This window comes from Kribbella sp. NBC_00382 (genome assembly GCF_036067295.1).
In the GTDB taxonomy this organism is placed as follows: Bacteria; Actinomycetota; Actinomycetes; order Propionibacteriales; family Kribbellaceae; genus Kribbella.
Window position 1 is genome coordinate 217983 of the sequence record NZ_CP107954.1, and the last position, 17398, is coordinate 235380.

The 17398-nt window shown below is 67.0% G+C and carries 14 protein-coding genes; 4 read left to right on the forward strand and 10 right to left on the reverse strand.

The features are described 5' to 3' along the window. Genes OHA70_RS01030 through OHA70_RS01050 form a run of 5 tightly spaced genes read right to left on the reverse strand, consistent with a single transcriptional unit; the run spans window position 1 to window position 5513 of the window. Entirely contained in the window at window positions 1-1011 is a 1011-nt protein-coding gene (locus OHA70_RS01030; RefSeq protein WP_328327472.1) for a LacI family DNA-binding transcriptional regulator, read from the reverse strand. Next, window positions 1008-2423: a GH1 family beta-glucosidase gene (locus OHA70_RS01035; RefSeq protein WP_328327474.1), complete on the reverse strand. Its 1416-nt coding sequence runs from the start codon at window positions 2421-2423 to the stop codon at window positions 1008-1010. Before OHA70_RS01035 ends, OHA70_RS01030 begins: the two co-directional genes overlap by 4 nt. Next, a complete protein-coding gene (locus OHA70_RS01040) occupies window positions 2420-3262 on the reverse strand; it encodes a carbohydrate ABC transporter permease (RefSeq protein WP_328327476.1) in 843 nt (280 codons plus the stop codon). The genes OHA70_RS01035 and OHA70_RS01040 overlap by 4 nt, the downstream gene beginning before the upstream one ends. Window positions 3263-3267: 5 nt before the next feature. After that, entirely contained in the window at window positions 3268-4221 is a 954-nt protein-coding gene (locus OHA70_RS01045; RefSeq protein ID WP_328327478.1) for a carbohydrate ABC transporter permease, read from the reverse strand. Beyond that, window positions 4218-5513: an ABC transporter substrate-binding protein gene (locus OHA70_RS01050; RefSeq protein WP_328327480.1), complete on the reverse strand. Its 1296-nt coding sequence runs from the start codon at window positions 5511-5513 to the stop codon at window positions 4218-4220. The genes OHA70_RS01045 and OHA70_RS01050 overlap by 4 nt, the downstream gene beginning before the upstream one ends. Window positions 5514-5658: 145 nt before the next feature. Between OHA70_RS01050 and OHA70_RS01055 the strand changes: the two genes are divergently transcribed. Further along, window positions 5659-6444: an AlkZ-related protein gene (locus OHA70_RS01055; RefSeq protein WP_328327482.1), complete on the forward strand. Its 786-nt coding sequence runs from the start codon at window positions 5659-5661 to the stop codon at window positions 6442-6444. A gap of 5 nt (window positions 6445-6449) precedes the next feature. Here OHA70_RS01055 and OHA70_RS01060 read toward each other — a convergent pair whose 3' ends face one another. The 3 genes from OHA70_RS01060 to OHA70_RS01070 all read right to left on the reverse strand — a co-directional run bounded on the left by OHA70_RS01060 (window position 6450) and on the right by OHA70_RS01070 (window position 9674). After that, window positions 6450-6800 carry a VOC family protein gene (locus tag OHA70_RS01060; protein WP_328327484.1) on the reverse strand — a complete coding sequence of 117 codons (351 nt, stop codon included), beginning with the start codon at window positions 6798-6800 and terminating at the stop codon, window positions 6450-6452. A gap of 6 nt (window positions 6801-6806) precedes the next feature. Next, window positions 6807-7628: a MerR family transcriptional regulator gene (locus tag OHA70_RS01065; RefSeq protein ID WP_328327486.1), complete on the reverse strand. Its 822-nt coding sequence runs from the start codon at window positions 7626-7628 to the stop codon at window positions 6807-6809. Between the two features lie 147 nt (window positions 7629-7775). Continuing rightward, window positions 7776-9674 carry a ricin-type beta-trefoil lectin domain protein gene (locus tag OHA70_RS01070; RefSeq protein WP_328327487.1) on the reverse strand — a complete coding sequence of 633 codons (1899 nt, stop codon included), beginning with the start codon at window positions 9672-9674 and terminating at the stop codon, window positions 7776-7778. 447 nt (window positions 9675-10121) lie between these two features. On the opposite strand from OHA70_RS01070, the gene OHA70_RS01075 reads away from it, so the two are divergent. Continuing rightward, complete coding sequence (locus tag OHA70_RS01075; RefSeq protein ID WP_328327489.1) at window positions 10122-11396, forward strand: family 16 glycosylhydrolase; 1275 nt, start codon at window positions 10122-10124, stop codon at window positions 11394-11396. A gap of 103 nt (window positions 11397-11499) precedes the next feature. Here the strand turns inward: OHA70_RS01075 and OHA70_RS01080 are convergent, their stop codons facing one another. Next, window positions 11500-12849: a GH1 family beta-glucosidase gene (locus OHA70_RS01080; protein WP_328327492.1), complete on the reverse strand. Its 1350-nt coding sequence runs from the start codon at window positions 12847-12849 to the stop codon at window positions 11500-11502. A gap of 107 nt (window positions 12850-12956) precedes the next feature. Continuing rightward, entirely contained in the window at window positions 12957-14162 is a 1206-nt protein-coding gene (locus OHA70_RS01085; RefSeq protein ID WP_328327494.1) for an ROK family protein, read from the reverse strand. 321 nt (window positions 14163-14483) lie between these two features. Between OHA70_RS01085 and OHA70_RS01090 the strand changes: the two genes are divergently transcribed. Then, window positions 14484-15509 (forward strand): LacI family DNA-binding transcriptional regulator, encoded by a 1026-nt coding sequence (locus OHA70_RS01090; RefSeq protein ID WP_328327496.1) that lies wholly within the window; start codon window positions 14484-14486, stop codon window positions 15507-15509. 206 nt (window positions 15510-15715) lie between these two features. After that, a complete protein-coding gene (locus OHA70_RS01095) occupies window positions 15716-17398 on the forward strand; it encodes an ABC transporter substrate-binding protein (RefSeq protein WP_328327498.1) in 1683 nt (560 codons plus the stop codon).

The following is a 17398-nucleotide window of genomic DNA, read 5'->3' on the forward strand; positions in this document are numbered from 1 at the left end:
TCAGGCGCTGCCGCGAAGCTCCAGCCTGGTCTCGACGATGACCTGAGTCTCCGCAGGCTGGTCACCGCTCAGCTGAGCCAGCAGCAGCCGGGTCATCTCGCGGCCCATCTCCTCGGTCGGCTGGAACACAGAGGTGAGTGGCGGGTCGGAGTGCCGACCACCCGGCGAGCCATCGAACCCGATCACGGCCACGTCCTCCGGAATCCGCCGGCCGGCGGCCTTCAGCACCCGCATGGCCCCGAAGGCCATCGGGTCCGAGGCCGCGAAAACAGCGTCCAGCCCAGGCGCCCGATCCAGCAGGGCCACCATCGCCTTCGCGCCGCTCTCCTCACTGAAGTCTCCGTACTCGACCAAGTCCTCGCCGATGACCTGGCGGAACCCCAGCAGTCGCGCCACTCCGGCGGACATGTCCTGCGGACCTGCGATGCAAGCGACTCGCTGACGGCCCTGATCCACCAGGTACTGCGCGGCCTGCCGCCCGCCGGTCGCGTTGTCCGCGTCGACGAAGGGAATGTCGCCGACCGGGCGGTTGTCCGGGCCGGTGAGTGGCCGCCCGCACAGCACCAACGGCAGTCCACCGGCCCGGACCTGGGCCGGCAAGGGATCGTCCGCATGCTGCGAGAGCATCAGCACCCCGTCGACGTGTTCCCTGGTCAGGAAGCGGCCGGCGCGCTCACGCTCGGTCTCGCTCTGCACCATCGACAGCCACAACTGCAACTGGGTCTGGGCCATCGCCGAGCTGATCCCACGGACCACGCCGGCGAAGTACGGCTCGGTGAAGAGCCGCTCACCCGGTTCGGAGATCACCAGGGCCACACAATCGGTCCGCCTGGTGACCAGATTGCGAGCCGCCCGGTTCGGGACGTAGCCCAACTCGTCGATCGCCTTCAGCACCGCCGCCCGGGCCGCCGGGCTGACCTGGGACGACCCGTTGACCACGCGCGAAGCGGTCCCCCGCCCCACCCCCGCCCTTGCTGCGACGGTTTCGATGGTGGGACGGGGTTCGGTCATGTTGCTAGCCTGCCTCGGATCAGATCGCTGTACCAATACGCGCTGCTCTTCGGTGTCCGTGTCTGCGTCTCGTAGTCGACATGGACCAGGCCGAACCGCCGCGAGTATCCCCAGGACCACTCGAAGTTGTCGAACAGCGACCAGCAGAAGTAGCCCTGCAACGGGACTCCTGCGTCGATCGCCGCCCGGCAGGCCCGCAGATGGCCGTCCAGGTAGCCGATCCGGTCGGGATCGCGGACCAGACCGTCCGCATCGGGCGCGTCCGCGAACGCCGCACCGTTCTCGGTGACATAGAGCGGTACCGCCGGATACTCCCGGGCGACCCGTTCGAGGACGCTGGTGAGCCCCTCGGCGTGGATCTCCCATCCCATCGCGGTGACCGGCAGATCTCCCTTCAGGAAGCCCACCTGCGCACTGCCGGGCCAGGGCGAGCCGCTGGTGCCGTCCCCGCCCCCATGACCGTCGTCGCCATCGGTCGGCTCACCCGTCACCACATGGCGGGTGTAGTAGTTCACGCCCAGGAAGTCGAGCGGGGTGGAGATCACCGCCAGGTCCCCGTCCCGTACGTGCGCGAAGTCGGTCACCGGCGCGAGATCCGCGATCACATCCGCCGGATAGGACCCGCGCAGGACCGGGTCGAGGAAGAAGCGGTTCTGCAGTCCGTCGATCCGCCGGGCCGCGTCCAGGTCGATCGCCCGCTCACTGGCCGGTACTACGTCGTACAGGTTGATGGTCACGCCGACCTGATGCCCGGCGGACCGGAGCAGGCCGGCGGCCAGGCCGTGCCCGAGCATCAGGTGATGCCCGGCGCGAACAGCCGCGGCCGGATCCTGACGACCAGGTGCGTGCACGCCCGAGCCGTAGCCCAGGAAGGCCGAACACCAGGGTTCGTTCAGCGTCGTCCACTGCCGGACCCGGTCGCCCAGTACTGCGGCGATGGCGCCCGCGTAGTCCGCGAACCGCTCCGCCGTGTCCCGCTCGGGCCAGCCGCCTGCATCCTCCAGCGGTTGGGGCAGATCCCAGTGGTACAGGGTCGGCCAGGGCTCGATACCGGCGGCGAGCAGTTCGTCGACCAGCCGCGAGTAGAAGTCGACGCCCGCCTGGTTGAGTGCGCCGCGACCGCTCGGCTGGACCCTCGGCCAGGCGATCGAGAAGCGGTAGGCCTGCAGACCGAGGTCAGCCATCAAGGCGACGTCGTCGCGGTACCGGTGGTAGTGCTCGATCGCGACGTCGCCGGTCTCACCGCCCAGCACCCGGCCGGGCGTGTGCGAGAAGGTGTCCCAGATCGAGGGCCCACGCCCGTCAGCGGTCGCCGCGCCCTCCACCTGGTAGGCGGCGGTGGCGGCGCCGAACAGGAACCCGGTGGGGAACTCCAGTCCGGTACCGGGCTCGGTCTGGCTGTCAGTTGTCACGACTTGATCGAACCTTCCATGATGCCGCCGATGATCTGGCGGCCGAACAGGATGAACACCGCGAACAGGGGCAGCGTGGCCAGCGCCGTCGCCGCGAAGACCTGCGCGTAGTCGGTGTAGTACGCCGTCGCCAGCAGGCTGAGCGACAACTGAACGGTCGGGGTGTTCGCGTCGAGGACAGCGTACGGCCAGATGAACTCGTTCCAGGTCTGCATGAAGGTCAGCAGACCGAGGACGGCCGCGGCGGGCCGCAGTACGGGCAGCACGACGTTCCAGTAGATCCGGAAGGTCGAGCAGCCGTCCACCCGGGCGGCCTCCACCAACTCGTCGGAGATCGCCTCGGCGGCGTACTGGCGCATCATGAAGACGCCGAAACCACTCACCAGGAACGGCACGATCACCGCTTGCAGGTGACCGTTCCAGCCGATCTTCACCATCAGCATGTACAGCGGGATCAGGCCGAGCTGGACCGGCACCATCATCGTGCCGACGATCACCAGCAGCAGACCGTTGCGGCCGCGGAACCGCAATTTCGCGAACGCGAAACCGGCCAGGGTGGAGAAGAAGACCACCGAGACGGTCACCACGCTGGAGACCACCACCGAGTTCACCAGCCCGTAGGCGAACGCCGCGTGCTCGTTCGCGAACACCCGGCCGACGTTCGCGGCGAGCTCACCGCCCGGGAGCAGCGGTGGCGGTACATCGTTGATGACGTCGTTGGACCGGGTGGCCACGACGACCATCCAGTAGATCGGGAAGAGCGACAACGCGCAGGCGACGATCAGCGCCAGGTACGTCAACGGGCTGGTGCGCCACAGCCGGACCGACGCGGCTTTCATCGCGCTCACCGCGCGGCCCGCCGGACGATCAGCAGGTTGATCAGCGAGAACACCACGATCAGCCCGAACAGCGACCACGCGATGGCGGCGCCGTAGCCGTACTGGAAGCGCTGGAACGCCGTCTCGTACATGTACATGGTGACCGTCTGGAACTGGCCCAGCGTGCCGCCGAGCATCCTCCCGTTGCCGAAGATCACCGGCTCGGTGAACAACTGCAGGCCGCCGATCGTGGAGATGATGACGGTGAACACGAGCGTCGGGCGCAGCAACGGCACGGTGATCCGCCAGAACTGCTGCCAGGGTGCGGCGCCGTCCAGCGACGCCGACTCGTACAGGTCCTTGGGGATCGCCTGCATCGCCCCGAGCAGGATCAGCGTGTTGTAGCCGGTCCAGCGCCAGTCGACCATCACGGCGATCGCGATCCAGCTGGACCACCAGTTGGCCTGCCAGTCCACCGCGTCCAGGCCGAAGGCTGTGATCACGTAGTTGACCAGGCCGACGTCGCGGGCGAACAGCTGGCCGAAGACGATGCCGACCGCCGCCACCGAGGTGACGTTCGGGATCAACACCCCCATCCGGAAGAAGGTGCGCGCGCGGATCTTGCGGTTCAGCAGGTTGGCCACCGACAGCGCCATCAGCAGTTGCGGGACGGTCGCCAGCACGAAGATGCCGACCGTGTTCTTCAGCGCGTTCCAGAAGTCCGGATCCGAGAACAGCGCGGTGTAGTTGTCGAACCAGACGAAGGTGTGGTCACCGATCAGGTGCCAGTCGTGCAGCGACACCCAGCCGGTGTAGACCAGCGGGAACGCCCCGAAGACGAGGAACAGGACGAAGAACGGCGCGATGAAGAAGTACGGCGCGTACTTCATGTCCGCGCGGGTCAGCCGGGAGCGCCAGGGAACCCGGCCGTCGGCGGCACGCGCTGCCGCCGACGACCGGATGACGCTGGAAGAGGTCACTTCGCCTCTTTGACAGCGCTCTTCAGTGCTTGCTGCCAAGCCTTGTCGGGGGTGAGCTTGCCCTGTTCGACCGCCTGCATGGCCGGCTCGAAGGCCCGCTCCTTGACGGCCTGGTGCTTCGGGCCGAGGACGACCGGCTTCAGCGACTTGGCGCCCTCGCCGAAGATCTTGCCGACCGGGGCGTTGGAGAAGTAGTCGTTCGTCAGTGCCAGGAACGCGGGGTCGTCCAGCGCCTTCGGCGATGACGGCAGCGGACCAGCCTCCTTGAAGGCGGCGACCTGACCTTCCGGGCTGGTCAGGAACTTGGCCAGTTCGTAGGCCTCCTTGGGGTGCTTGCTCTGGGTGGGCACGGCCAGCCAGGAACCGCCCCAGTTGCCGCCCCCACCAGGTACCGCGGCCACGTCCCACTTGCCGGCGTTCGCGGCGCCGGAGTTGGTCTTGATGATCCCGAGCATCCACGACGGGCACATGGTGACCGCGAAGCTGCCGTTCTTGAAGCCGGCCTCCCAGTCCTTCGACCAGGTGGCGATCTTGGCGCTGACACCCTCCGAGACCATCTTCATCGAGGTGTCCCAGGCCTGCCGCACGACCGGGTTGGAGTCCGCGATCAGCTTGTTGTCACGGTCGTAGAAGTTGGTGTCGCCGGCCTGCGACAACATCGCGCTGAAGCTGGTGGTGACCGAGTCGACGAAGCCCTTGGCGCCGGTGTTGGCCGCGGTGAACTTCTTGCCGGTGGTGATGAACTCGTCCCAGGTCGGCCACAGCTTCGACACCGCCTCCCGGTCGGTCGGCAGCTTCGCCTTCGCGAACAGGTCCTTGCGGTAGCAGACGGCCAGCCCGCCGACGTCGGTACCGAGCCCGATCAGCGGCCCGTCGGCGCCGACCCTGCCCAGCTCCCACTTCCACGGCAGGAAGTTCGCCTGCTGGTCGGCCGCGCCCTGGTCGAGCAGGTTGACGAAGTTCTGCGGCTGGGTCTTGAACTCGTTGAGAATGCCCTCCTCGAGCGCCACCACGTCCCCGGCGCCGGTCCCGGCCGCGAGGTACTGGGTGAGCTTGGGCTTGTAGTCGTCGAGCTTCTGCACACTGCGCAGCTCGACCTTCACGTTCGGGTGGTCGGTCTGGTACTGCGCGACCAGCGCCTTGTAGCCGAAGTCCCCGAACGTGTCGACCACGAGATTGACCTGGCCGTCCGCCGCCGGCTTGGTGTCCGTGTTCTTGCTGCATGCCCCGACCATGCTCATGGCCGTCACGGCAGCCACCGTGACCGCCAGGAACCGCTTCGTCTGGCTCATCGCCTGACCCCTCCTAGTTGCTCAGGGCGCTCCATCTGGGAGCGCTCCCAAGAGCATCGGGGTGACGTAGACCACTGTCAATAGCTCGGTGGGAGCGTTCCCAAATCGAGTCCGAACTGTCGGTGCCCGATGATTGACTGTCCAGATGGCGCGCGCGAGGACTTCAGACGGACAGCCCGACGACCTGCTGGCAGCGGCTCGCGGCGAGCGGTGGTGGGTGCGCGGTCGCCGGGTGGGCTCGGTCGGCCGCGCAGGCAAGTTCGTCGACGACGTCGGCTTCGCCCTGCTCTTCCCCGCTCAGAAACCGCTCGGCCCATCCCTCTGGGAGGCCGTGGCGGGCGAGGACGAGGAGCCGTTCGCCGGCGGCATGAACGACAACGAGCAGAAGGTCTGGAGCTGGAAGGACGAACTCCCCCGCCGCGGCCTCGCCTGGTACGGCGCCTTCCTCAACGGCCGAGGCTCCTTCCTCTCCCCGAGCCTGCTCGCCGCCCTCTACCCAGGCGACGGCGAGCTGGACGACCACGAGCACCTGGACCTGTCACCCGCAGCCCACGAGCTAGCCGAGGCCCTGGCCGTCGAGCCGCTCTCCAGCGCCACCCTCCGCGCCCTGCTCGGCGACAAGAACAAGTACCAGCGCGCGATCGGCGAACTCCAGAAGAACCTGCTCGTCACCACCGCCGGCATCGAGGAGCAAGGCACCGGCTGGCCCGCCGCACTCCTCACCCTCACCTGCGAACAGTTCGACGTCGGCGGCCGCACCGACCACCGCGAGGCAGCCCGCCACTACCTCGACACCATGCTCGACACAGCCCCCGTCGACCTGGCCCGAGCCTTCCGCTGGCCAACCCCCAAGGCCCGAGCCCTCCTCAACGACCTGGTCGACCTGGATCAAGCCACTACCGACGGCCGCCGGTACCAACCGCTCGACTAGTCAGTTCACTTGGATTCGGCGAGGTCGAAGACGTTGCCTTCGGGGTCGGCGAGGGTGACCCAGTGGGCGCCGTACTCGTCGAACTCGCCGACCCGCTTGGCGCCGAGGCCGACGATGCGGTCGACCTCGTCGGCCCAGCCGGTGGTGGCGAAGTCGATGTGCAGGCGGTTCTTGCCGGCCCGGTCCTCGGGGACCTGGATGAACATCAGCGCCGGTCCGTCGGCCGCCTTGTTCACGGTCGCGAAGAATTCGTTGCCCTCAGCATCCACTGAGGAGTTGAGCACGCCGGCCCAGAAGCCGGCCAGTTCGGCGGCGTTCTTGCAGTCGAAGACGACGTGTTCGAGAGTGATGGACATGGTGGTTCAGCCTTTCGGAGTGGGGATCCGCTGGATCGGCCAGCAGATCTCGGTACGGAACTCGGTCTCGTCGACGCCGTCCCCCGGCCCGACGAGATACAGCTCGCGAATCGGCCCGGCAGCGACCTCGCAGTACTCCGCGACGTGGCTGCCGAGCGCGCCATAGGTCCGGTCGAAGTCCTTGAACGGCCCGTCGTGCCGGGTGATCGCGAAATAGCTCGCCGGCAAGTCGACCAGCGCGACGCGATCGATCGCCGGCTGATCCGGCGCTACCGGCAGGAAGCCGACCACCTCACCGACATCCTCGGTGAAGAACTCGTCCCCGTACGTCGCGCCGGCGGTCGCGTTGATGCCCTGCCGGCCAGCGATCTCCCCCAGCAGACCGAAGGTCGACGCACACCAGTCGTCGATCGAGTCGCGATCAACCCGATCAGTGACCGCGTACGCCCGGAACGCCGGTACGAACCGGTACTCGACCGCCAACTCGCCGACCGGCAGAGTCAGCATCGACCGCAGCGAGGCGACCACATCTCGCGTCTGGGCCAGCTCGCGCTCCATCTGATCCAGATGCAACCTCAACGTCTGGTCGCGGGTCTGGACGTCAGGCGCCTCGACCACGGCGCGCACCTGAGCCAGCGGCATCTGCAGATCGCGCAGCCGCCGGATCAACTGGGCCACCGGGACCTGCGTTGTCTCGTACCGCCGATAGCCCGACGATGCGTCGATCCGCGCGGGCGCCAGCAGGCCGATCTCGTGGTAGTGATGCAAGGTCTTCACGCTCAGATGCGTGAGCCTGGAGAACTCACCAATCGTCACCGACGCCGTCATGAGGCAACCCTCCACCCTCCGCCTACCGGAGAGTCAAGCACCCCGGAACGCAACGCGACCGCCACCGGGGGCGCGGTGGCGGTCGTGCTGCAGCAGGTGTCCCCGTGCGGACACCGCGTCGGTCGAGCCGGTGTCAGTGACTACCGGCTAGGAGATGGTCCACTTCTGGTTGGCCGCCCCGGTGCAGGACCAGATCTGCAATCGGGTCCCATTGGCCGAGCTGTTGCCGGTCACATCCAGGCACTTGTTCGCCTGTGGATTCGTCAGGTCGTTGTTCGCGTAGTTCCATTGCTGGGCGCCACTGCCGTTGCAGGTCCAGAGCTGTGTCTGGGCACCGTTGGCGGTCGAGCCGCTGGCGACGTCGAGGCACTTGCCGAGGGCGCGGAGGGTGCCGTCACCAGGCCGGCTCCACTGCTGGGCAGCGCTGCCGTTGCAGTCGTACAGGTTGACCGCAGTACCGTCCGCCGGGTTGGCGCCGGCCACGTCGATGCACTTGCCGGCCAGGCCGGTGATCTGGCCACCCGTACCGCCACCACCCTGCGTACCGGACCAGGTGAAGGTCGCCGAGGTCTTGGTGGGCAGTGTGTAGGTGAAGGACTGGCTGCCCCAGTTGACCCGGACCGACTGGTTGCCACCGGTGGTATTGAAGGCGATCAGCGACTTCGAGCCGTCGGGGTTCTTCCAGGCGACGTTCTTGACCGAGGCGTTCGCGGTCGAGTCGATCCGCAGCGCGCCCGGCTTCACGAACTTGGTCAGGTGGCCCATCGTGTAGTACTCGACCGTCTTGGTGACCTGGCCGGCCTGGCCGTCGTTGCGGTGCACGGTGACGAGGCCGGTGCAGACGTTGCAGCCGGAGCCCACGAACGGCAGGTGGTTCTCGTCCAGCGCGAGGCCCCACTTCACCCACGACTTGTCGTAGTTGCGGGTGTAGTCGATCAGGTTGTTCATGTCCTCGACCTGCTGGTTCGGGATCCAGGTACCACCCGAGTGCTCGGTCATATAGGCGTTCACGTTCGGGTACTGGTTGTGGATCTGGGTCTGCAGGTTCACGTCGCCGCCGTACCCGTGCCAGGCGATGCCGCCGAAGTTCGGGTCGTTGCGCAGCGTCGCGTCGGCCAGCGGTACCGAGCCGAGGTCGTTGTAGTTGCCCCAGTTGTAGTCGAGCACCAGCACCTTGGTGGACAGCCCGGCCGCGTGCAGCGCCGGGAACAGGTGGTTCTTGGTGAACTCGAGCAGGCCCGAGCCGTTCCAGTTCATCGACGCGTAGCCGGTGCTGTCGGTACCACAGCAGGTCGGCTCGTTCTGCACCGAGACGTAGTCGATGTGGTTGCCCTGGGCCTCGTTCTGCTGGATGTACTTGACGAAGTACTGGGCGTACATCGGGTAGTACTCGGCCTTCAGCCAGCCGCGGTGGACGAAGTCGTTGTTGTCCTTCATCCAGGCCGGCGCGCTCCACGGCGAGCCCATCACCTTGACCGCCGGGTTGAGCTGCTTGGCCTGCTTGGTCAGCGGCACCACGTCGGCCAGATCGTGGTTGATGGTGAAGTCGTTCAGGTTGCAGCAGGTGTCGTCGTAGGAGTAGTTGAACCGGGCCAGGTCGGAGGCGCCCATCGGGTTGCGGATGAAGGCCAGGCCGATCCCGTTGACCGGATCGAACAGGTCCTTCATCACCTGGTTGCGGGTCGCCGCCGAGATCGTGTTGCTGCTGTTCAGCAGCCAGGCGGAGCTATCCGCGAACGACGCCCCACCACCCTCGAAGGACTGGTACGTCGTGTTCTCGTTGACCGTGATCGTCTGGTTGGCGGTGCCACCGGCCGGGCCGAAGTTGACCGGCGTCTGCTGCTGCAGCCCGCGGGTGACGTTCTGGCCGGCCGAGTCGCTCGTGGTGGTCAGGTAGATGTTGACCTGTTCGCCGGCCGCGTGCGCGGGCTCGGGATTGCTGATCCCGATTCCGGTCGCGATCACGGACAGGGCCGCGAGCCCGGCAAGGGCCGGCAGCACCCGCCGGCGACGACCGCCGAGACGGAGGGTCCAGTTCGGAGACATGGGCGGATCTCCCTTTTGCTCAAGGGGTTTCTCAGGGGCGGGTAGGACCCCAGTGGTCTCCACCGGGGTTTCGTGCTTCAGCTCCGGTGTCCAGGTGCGTGCATCGCGGTGCTGGAGGGATGTCCTCGATGCGGAGCATCGTGGATGTCTCTCCAGTGCCGCGAGGTGCGTGCCTGGGCGCCGGAGATGTGCACGAAACCCCGGCGGAGACCACTTGTACCGGCGTCTGCCCGCGCCGCAACTGGTGGTCAGGTTGAGATAACCATCGGTGAATAGCCGTGTCAACGTCAGGGCACCACTTTTTTCACGCCTTATATTTATGTGTGGTCTTGACCTGAGAGCGTTCTCACAGCAAGCTGCCACCCAGCGAAACCCTGTCTCGCGACAGTCCGCCCCCGCCCCCCATCGGCCGGACGCCCCTCCGGCCGCGCGAGAAATGAGGCACGCATGAGGCTCACGCGTACCCGGTTCCGGTCAGCCGCCCTGCTCGCCGCAGGCGCCGCCCTGGTCGGCACCGCTCTGCTCCAGTCCCCCGCGACAGCCGGTACCTCCGCAGTCGACTCGGCGGCTTCGCCGATGGCGGCCAACGCGGTCGGGCCGGTCATCTGGGAGGACAACTTCGACGGCCCGTCCGGCCAGGCCCCCGACTCCAGCAAGTGGCGCTACGACATCGGCGGCTCCGGCTGGGGCAACGACGAACGCCAGTACTACACCAACAGCACCCGCAACTCCGCGAAGGACGGCGCCGGCAACCTGGTGATCACGGCCCGCCAGGAGAACGGCGGCTTCCAGTGCCACTACGGCCCGTGCCAGTACACGTCGGCCCGGCTGCTCACCGCGCAGACCTTCACCCAGACGTACGGGCGGTTCGAGGCGCGGATCAAGATCCCTGGCACCCAAGGGGTCTGGCCCGCGTTCTGGATGCTCGGCGCCCAGGGCGGCGGCTGGCCGAACAACGGTGAGATCGACATCATGGAGAACATCGGCCGCGAGCCGAACACCGTGCACGGCACCATCCACGGCCCGGGCTACTCCGGCGCCGAGGGCATCGGCGCGGCGTACAACTCCCCCAACGGCCAGGCCTTCCGCGACGGCTTCCACACCTACACGGTCGACTGGGAGCCGGGCGCGATCACCTGGTACGTCGACGGTGTCCAGTACCAGCGCCGCACCGCGGCCGACCTCGGTGGCGACACCTGGGTCTTCAACCACCCGTTCTTCCTGATCATGAACGTCGCGGTCGGCGGCTACTGGCCGGGCTACCCCGACGGCAGCACGCAGATGCCGCAGACGATGACGATCGACTACGTCCGCGTCAACCAGCTCACCTCCGGTGGCGGCGGTGGCGGCGGCGGCGCGATCAAGGCACTCGGCAAGTGCATGGACGTCGCGGCGGCCAACTCGGCCGACGGTACGCCGGTACAGCTCTACGACTGCAACGGATCGGCTGCCCAGCAGTGGACCCGCCCGGGTGACGGCACGATCCGTGCCCTCGGCAAGTGCCTGGACATCGCCGGCGGTGGTACCGCCGAGGGCACCAAACTCCAGATAGCCACCTGCAGCGGCAATCCGGCCCAGCAGTTCACGTACAGCGGCGCCCAAGACCTGGTCAATCCCCAGGCCAACAAGTGCGTCGACGTCCCATCAGCCAACCCAGCCAACGGCAACCGCCTCCAAATCTGGACCTGCAACGGCTCCGCAGCCCAGAAGTGGACCCTGTAACCACCGCACCAACCGCACCCAACCGCTCACATCTCGGGGGTTAACCCCCGAGATGGTGGGTTGCCCCACCAGATTCTGGTGGGGCAACCTTGCGTTTGAGGGGTTAACCCCCGAGATTGCGGTGGGTCTTGATGAGGTCGGTGTAGGTTTTGCCGCTGGTTTTCATGACGCGTTTGCCGGTTGGGTAGTCGACGTAGGACAGGCCGAAGCGAGGGGCGTAACCGTAGGCCCACTCGAAGTTGTCCATCAGGGACCAGGCGAAGTAGCCGGCCAGCGGAGCGCCCTGCTCGACCGCGCGGACGCAGGCGGCCAGATGGCCTTCCAGGTAAGCGGTCCGGTCGGTGTCGTCGACGTTGAAGTCCGCGTCAGGCTGGTCGACCCAGGCCGAACCGTTCTCGGTGATGTAGATCTTCTCGGCGCCGTACTCCTTGGCCAGCCGCAGGATCAGCTCCTCCAGCCCCGCCGGGTGGACCTCCCAGTCGAGCATCGTGTGCGCGACGTTCGGGCCCGGGACCTGGCTGAATCCCAGCACAGGAACGGATTCGTCCGCCTTCACGATCTGCCGGAAGTAGTAGTTCAGCCCGACGAAGTCCGTCGGCGCCGCGATGATCTCGGCATCACCAGGCCGCTCGGGAAGCTCGACGCCGTAGACCTCGACCATGTCCGCCGGGAAGCCGCGACCGAACAGCGGGTCGAGCCACCAGCGGTTGATGTGGCCGTCGGCAACCTGTGCCGCCCGGATGTCGGCGGCAGCGGTCGACGCCGGCTCGATCCCACTCAGGTTGACGACCAGACCGATCGACGGCGGCTTCGGCGCCGACTCGCGCAACGCCGCGACACCGAGGCCATGGGCAAGCATCAGGTTGTACGACGCGCGCACCGCGATCGCCGGATCCTTGATCCCGGGCGCCATCCGCCCTTCCCAGTGGCCGATCCAGGCCGAGCACAGCGGCTCGTTCAGCGTCACCCAGTCGGTCACCCGATCACCGAGCCGGGCGCCGACGACAGCCGCGTACTCCGCGAACCGGTACGCCGTCTCGCGGTTCTCCCAGCCGCCGAGATCCTGCAACGCCTGCGGCAGATCCCAGTGGTACAAGGTGACGAAGGGTTTGATGCCATTGGCAAGCAAATCGTCGACCAGCCGGTCGTAGTACGCCAGACCGGCCTCGTTGACCTCGCCGGAGCCGGTCGGGAAGATCCGCGGCCAGGCGATCGAGAACCGGTACGCGTCGACGCCGAGCTGCTTGATCAGGTCGAGGTCCTCGGGCCAGCGGTGGTACGAATCGCATGCGACGTCACCGGTGTCACCGTTGTCGATCGCGCCGGGCACACGGCAGAACGTGTCCCAGATCGACGGCAGCCGGCCATCGGCGTCGATCGCGCCTTCGATCTGGTACGCCGAGGTGGCGGTACCCCAGACGAAGTCCTGCCGGAGCGGGGAGAGCTCGACCATCGGTGACCCCCAAGGGGTAGTAGGCGGGTTTTTTCAAAGCATAGTTGAAGTCCTGAACCCGGAATAGCGAACGGGGCTCCGGAACCAGGAAGGCAGAAAAGGTGAAGTCAGCGAGCGCGTGCGGTGAGGTTCCGTGGAGCACGCGACGTGGTGCCGCCGTCGCGGAGCAGCCGGAGGATCGGAAGCGTCGCCGCCCCCATGGCGACCGCATCGCGACCGAGCTCGCACAACTCGATGGAGACCTGCGCATAAGGCTGGCGCAGTGCGTGCCGAGCAGTCGCCGCGCGCAGTTCGGGCAAGTAGCGCTCCCCCAACAACAGGCCGGACCAGCCGCCGAGCACGATCCGCTCGGGGTTGAACAGGTTGACCAGGTTGGCGAAACCCGCGCCCAGGTAGCCGATCGTGTCCTCGACCACCTTCGCCGCCGCCTCGGACGAGCCGACCGAGTCGAGCAGGCTGATGAAGGCGGCCTCCTCGTCAGCCCCGAACGAAACCTCAGTGCCACCAGCCAGTCGGTGTCGATCGAGTACACCTTCGGCACCGACGTACGCCTCGAGGCAGCCATCCGAGCCACAGCGACACTGCCGACCGCCGTACATGATCGTGGTGTGGCCCCACTCCCCCGCGCTGCTGCGGGTGCCGCGATAGCTGGTGCCACCCGTGACAAGCGCGGCCCCGACCCCGGACCCAACCAGCGCGACCACAGCATCGGTCGCGCCGCGGCCGGCCCCGAACCACATCTCGGCCTGGCCGAGTGTGTTGGCGCCGTTGTCCACCTGGATCGGGATGTCCGTCTTGGCCGCGAGCAACGCACCCAGCGGCACCGCATCCCAGCCAAGCGTCTGCGCATGCACGACAGCATCGGCCGGCCCCTCGACGACACCGGCGACCGCAACACCCAAGCCGAGCACGCGATCCGGAGCAATCCCAGCCTGAGCCAGTACTTCGGAAAGCCCAGCCAGCACGTACTTCACCACGAGCGCCGGATCCGGCTTGGGCGTCTCGATCGGATAGACCTTCGTGGCGAGCTGCTTCATCGCGAGGTCGAACAACTCGACCCGGACCCGCGTCTCGCCGACCTCCGCGCCGACGACGTACCCGAAGGTCGGGGCGACCCGAAGCAGCACGCGCGGCCGGCCGCCATCGGACTCGACTGAACCGGCCTCCTCGACCACGCCCTCGTCGAGCAGCTCGCCGACCAGGTTGCTCACGCTCGCGGCGCTCAGCGAGGTCTGGTGACCCAGCTCGAACCGGCTCAGCGGGCCGTCGCGGTAGATGCTGGTCAGCAGCACGGAGCGGTTGGACCGGCGCATGTCGCGCACAGTGGTCCGGCGTCCATCCATCGTTGTGTGATCCGCCCTCGGGGTCTGCGCCGGCCGGCGGCTGAAATCGATTGTTCGACCGACACTCCATCATGCACCAGACCCGGCCCGGAAGGCCCTGAAGCAGCTCTCGGGCGAAGACAACGAAGGACTTCTTACAAATCGTGAACTTAGTCCTGATTCGTTATCGCACCGTGATTGACGTGAGCTGACTCACTCGGCTTCACTCTACGGAACCGCTTCCGAAACCGGTTCCGAACATTCCGGACACGTCGCGGCAACATGAACCCCAACCGCCCGAGGGGAGCTGAAGTGTCGATCACCATCGCCGACGTCGCCGCCCGCGCGGGAGTCAGCAAGACCACCGTTTCCCGTGTCCTGAACGGCAAGGGCGAGCTCGACATGCGCACCGCCGAGCGGGTCCGCCAGGTCATCGCGGAGCTCGGTTACGTGCCGAGCGCCCGGGCCGTCGGACTGGCCCGCGGCCGGACCCGGATCGTCGGCATGCTGGTCCCTTCGCTCACCTGGCCCTGGATGGGCGAGGTACTGCAGGGCGCCGTGGACGTGGTCGAGTCCGAGGGCTACGGCCTGCTGCTGTTCACCTGCAACCGGGGTGAGGAATCCATGCAGCAGTTCGCCTCCCAGGTCTCGGCCCAGTCCTTCGACGGCCTGCTGGTGATCGAGCCGGAAGGCACGCTCGCCTATATCGAGCAACTGCACTCGCGCGGCCTACCCGTCGTACTGATCGACGACCGGGCCAAGCAACCTGTTTTCCCGTCCGTCGCCACCACCAACCGCGCCGGTGGCGCGGCCGCGGCCCAGCACCTGCTGGAGCTCGGCCGGCACCAGCCGCTGGTGATCACCGGCGTGGACTGGTTCGGCTGCACCCAGGAACGCCTGGACGGTTTCCGCGACACCTACGCGGCGGCCGGTATCGAGCTCGACCCGAGGCTCGTGTTCGAAGGCGACTTCACCCACGACTGCGGCCGCAAAGGCGTCCAGCAGGCGCTCGACGCCGGACTGCGGTTCGACTCGATCTTCGCGCACAACGACCTGTCCGCCGGCGGCGCCATCCAGGCCGTCCGGGAGACCGGGCGGAACGTGCCGAACGACGTGTCGGTGGTCGGCTTCGACGACATCCCCTACGCCCAGCACACCGAACCGCCGTTGACCACGGTGCATCAGCCGATGCGCCAGATGGGTCAGGCGGCGGCCCGGATGCTGATGGGCTACTTCGGCGGCAGTCCGATGCCGGAAGAGCCCCAAGTGCTGCCGACGACCCTCATCGTCCGCAGTTCAACCGCCCCCGTGACTGCTCGTCACACCGTGAATCGCTAGGCCAGGACTCCGGCGGCGGAGTGACTGCCCTCGCTCCGCCGCCGGTGAACGACCCCGATCCGTAGCAACACCGATACCGATCCGTTAGCGCCGCCGATATTCCCATGAGAGCGCTTTCACGGCACGATGCGAAGGCCCCCCAGGCTCCACCCGACAGTCATCCCACTGTCATCCGCCAACCAGTTGGACGAAACACAGGAGGAACGATGCGAGCTCGACGCTCAGTCGCGCTAGCCCTCACGGGCGTGCTCGCGGCAGCTCTGATGGCTGCCTGCAGTAACGGGGACGACAGCAAGAACACCGCCGGCACGGGCGGCAGCGCCACCACCGTGCTCAACGTGGGAATGCCGAACGGCCCGCAGACCGAGAACCACAACCCGTTCCTCGGCTCCTCGGCCGGTGCGTCGCTGGGTTACCGCTGGATGATCTTCGAGCCGCTGGTGATGATCAACGGCATCAAGCCCGCCGAGCCGGGCAAGCCGTGGCTGGCCACCGAGTGGAAGTGGGACGCCAACTTCACCAAGCTCTCGCTGACCATCCGCGACGGGGTCAAGTTCTCCGACGGCACCCCGATGACCGCCGACGACGTCGCCTACTCGTTCCAGCTGCGCAAGGACAACGAGGGCCTGAACACCGACGCGATCCCCTACGGGACGATCACCGCGTCGGGCAACAAGGTGGACCTGACCTTCACCCGGTCGCAGTTCACCAACCAGAACAAGGTACTGACCGTCTTCGTCGTCTCGAAGAAGCAGTGGTCGGCGATCAAGGACCCGAGCAAGGACACCCTGAAGAGCCCGATCGGCACCGGCCCGTACACGGTCAAGTCGTTCACCCCGCAGACCACGACGCTGACGGTCCGCGACTCGTACTGGCAGGACCTGCCGAAGATCAAGGAACTGCGCTACACCTCGTACAACGACAACAACGCGCAGACCACCGCGCTGGCCAACGGCGCCTCGGAGTGGAGCTTCGTCTTCGTCCCGAACGTGAAGGCGGTCTACCAGTCGAAGGACGAGAAGAACCACAAGCTGTTCTTCCCGGCCAACCTGGGCATCCACGGCCTGTGGATCAACACCACCCGCAAGCCGTTCGACGACCCGGCGCTGCGCCGCGCGATGGACAAGGTGATCAACCGCGACGACATCTTCCAGCAGGGCGAGGCCGGGTACTTCTACCCGAAGGTCGAGTCCGTCACGGGCATCCCGACCCCGGCCGGTGAGTCGTTCATCGCCCCGGAGTACAAGGACAAGAAGCACGTCGTCGACGTGGACGGCGCGAAGGCCGACCTGGCCGCCGCCGGTTACAAGCTCGAGGGCGACGTCCTGAAGGACAAGACCGGCAAGCCGGTCACGATCACGCTGACCGACCCGGCCGGCTGGTCCGACTACATCACCGACCTCGAGATCATCAAGGACAACCTGTCCACGATCGGGATCAAGGCGACCGTCGACAAGGCGAACCAGGACGCCTGGTTCAAGAAGATCGACGAGGGTGACTTCGACGCCGCGATGCACTGGACCAACGGTGGCGCGACGCCGTTCGACATCTACCAGAACATCATGGACGGCAAGATCCTCAAGCCGGTCGGCAAGGGCGGCGTGAGCGGCAACTACGGCCGGTTCAACTCGCCGGAGGCCACCAAGGCCCTCGACGCCTACGCGAACGCCGCCGACGAGGCTGCTCGCACCACCGCGCTGAACACGCTGCAGAAGATCATGGTCGAGCAGATGCCGATCATCCCGACCTCGGCGTCCAACGTCGGCGGTCTGTACAGCACCAAGAACTGGACCGGCTGGCCGGACGACGCGAACCCGTACGCGCCGGGTCAGCCCACCCAGCAGAACGCACTCCAGATCGTCCTGAACCTGAAGCCCGCGGGCGCCTAA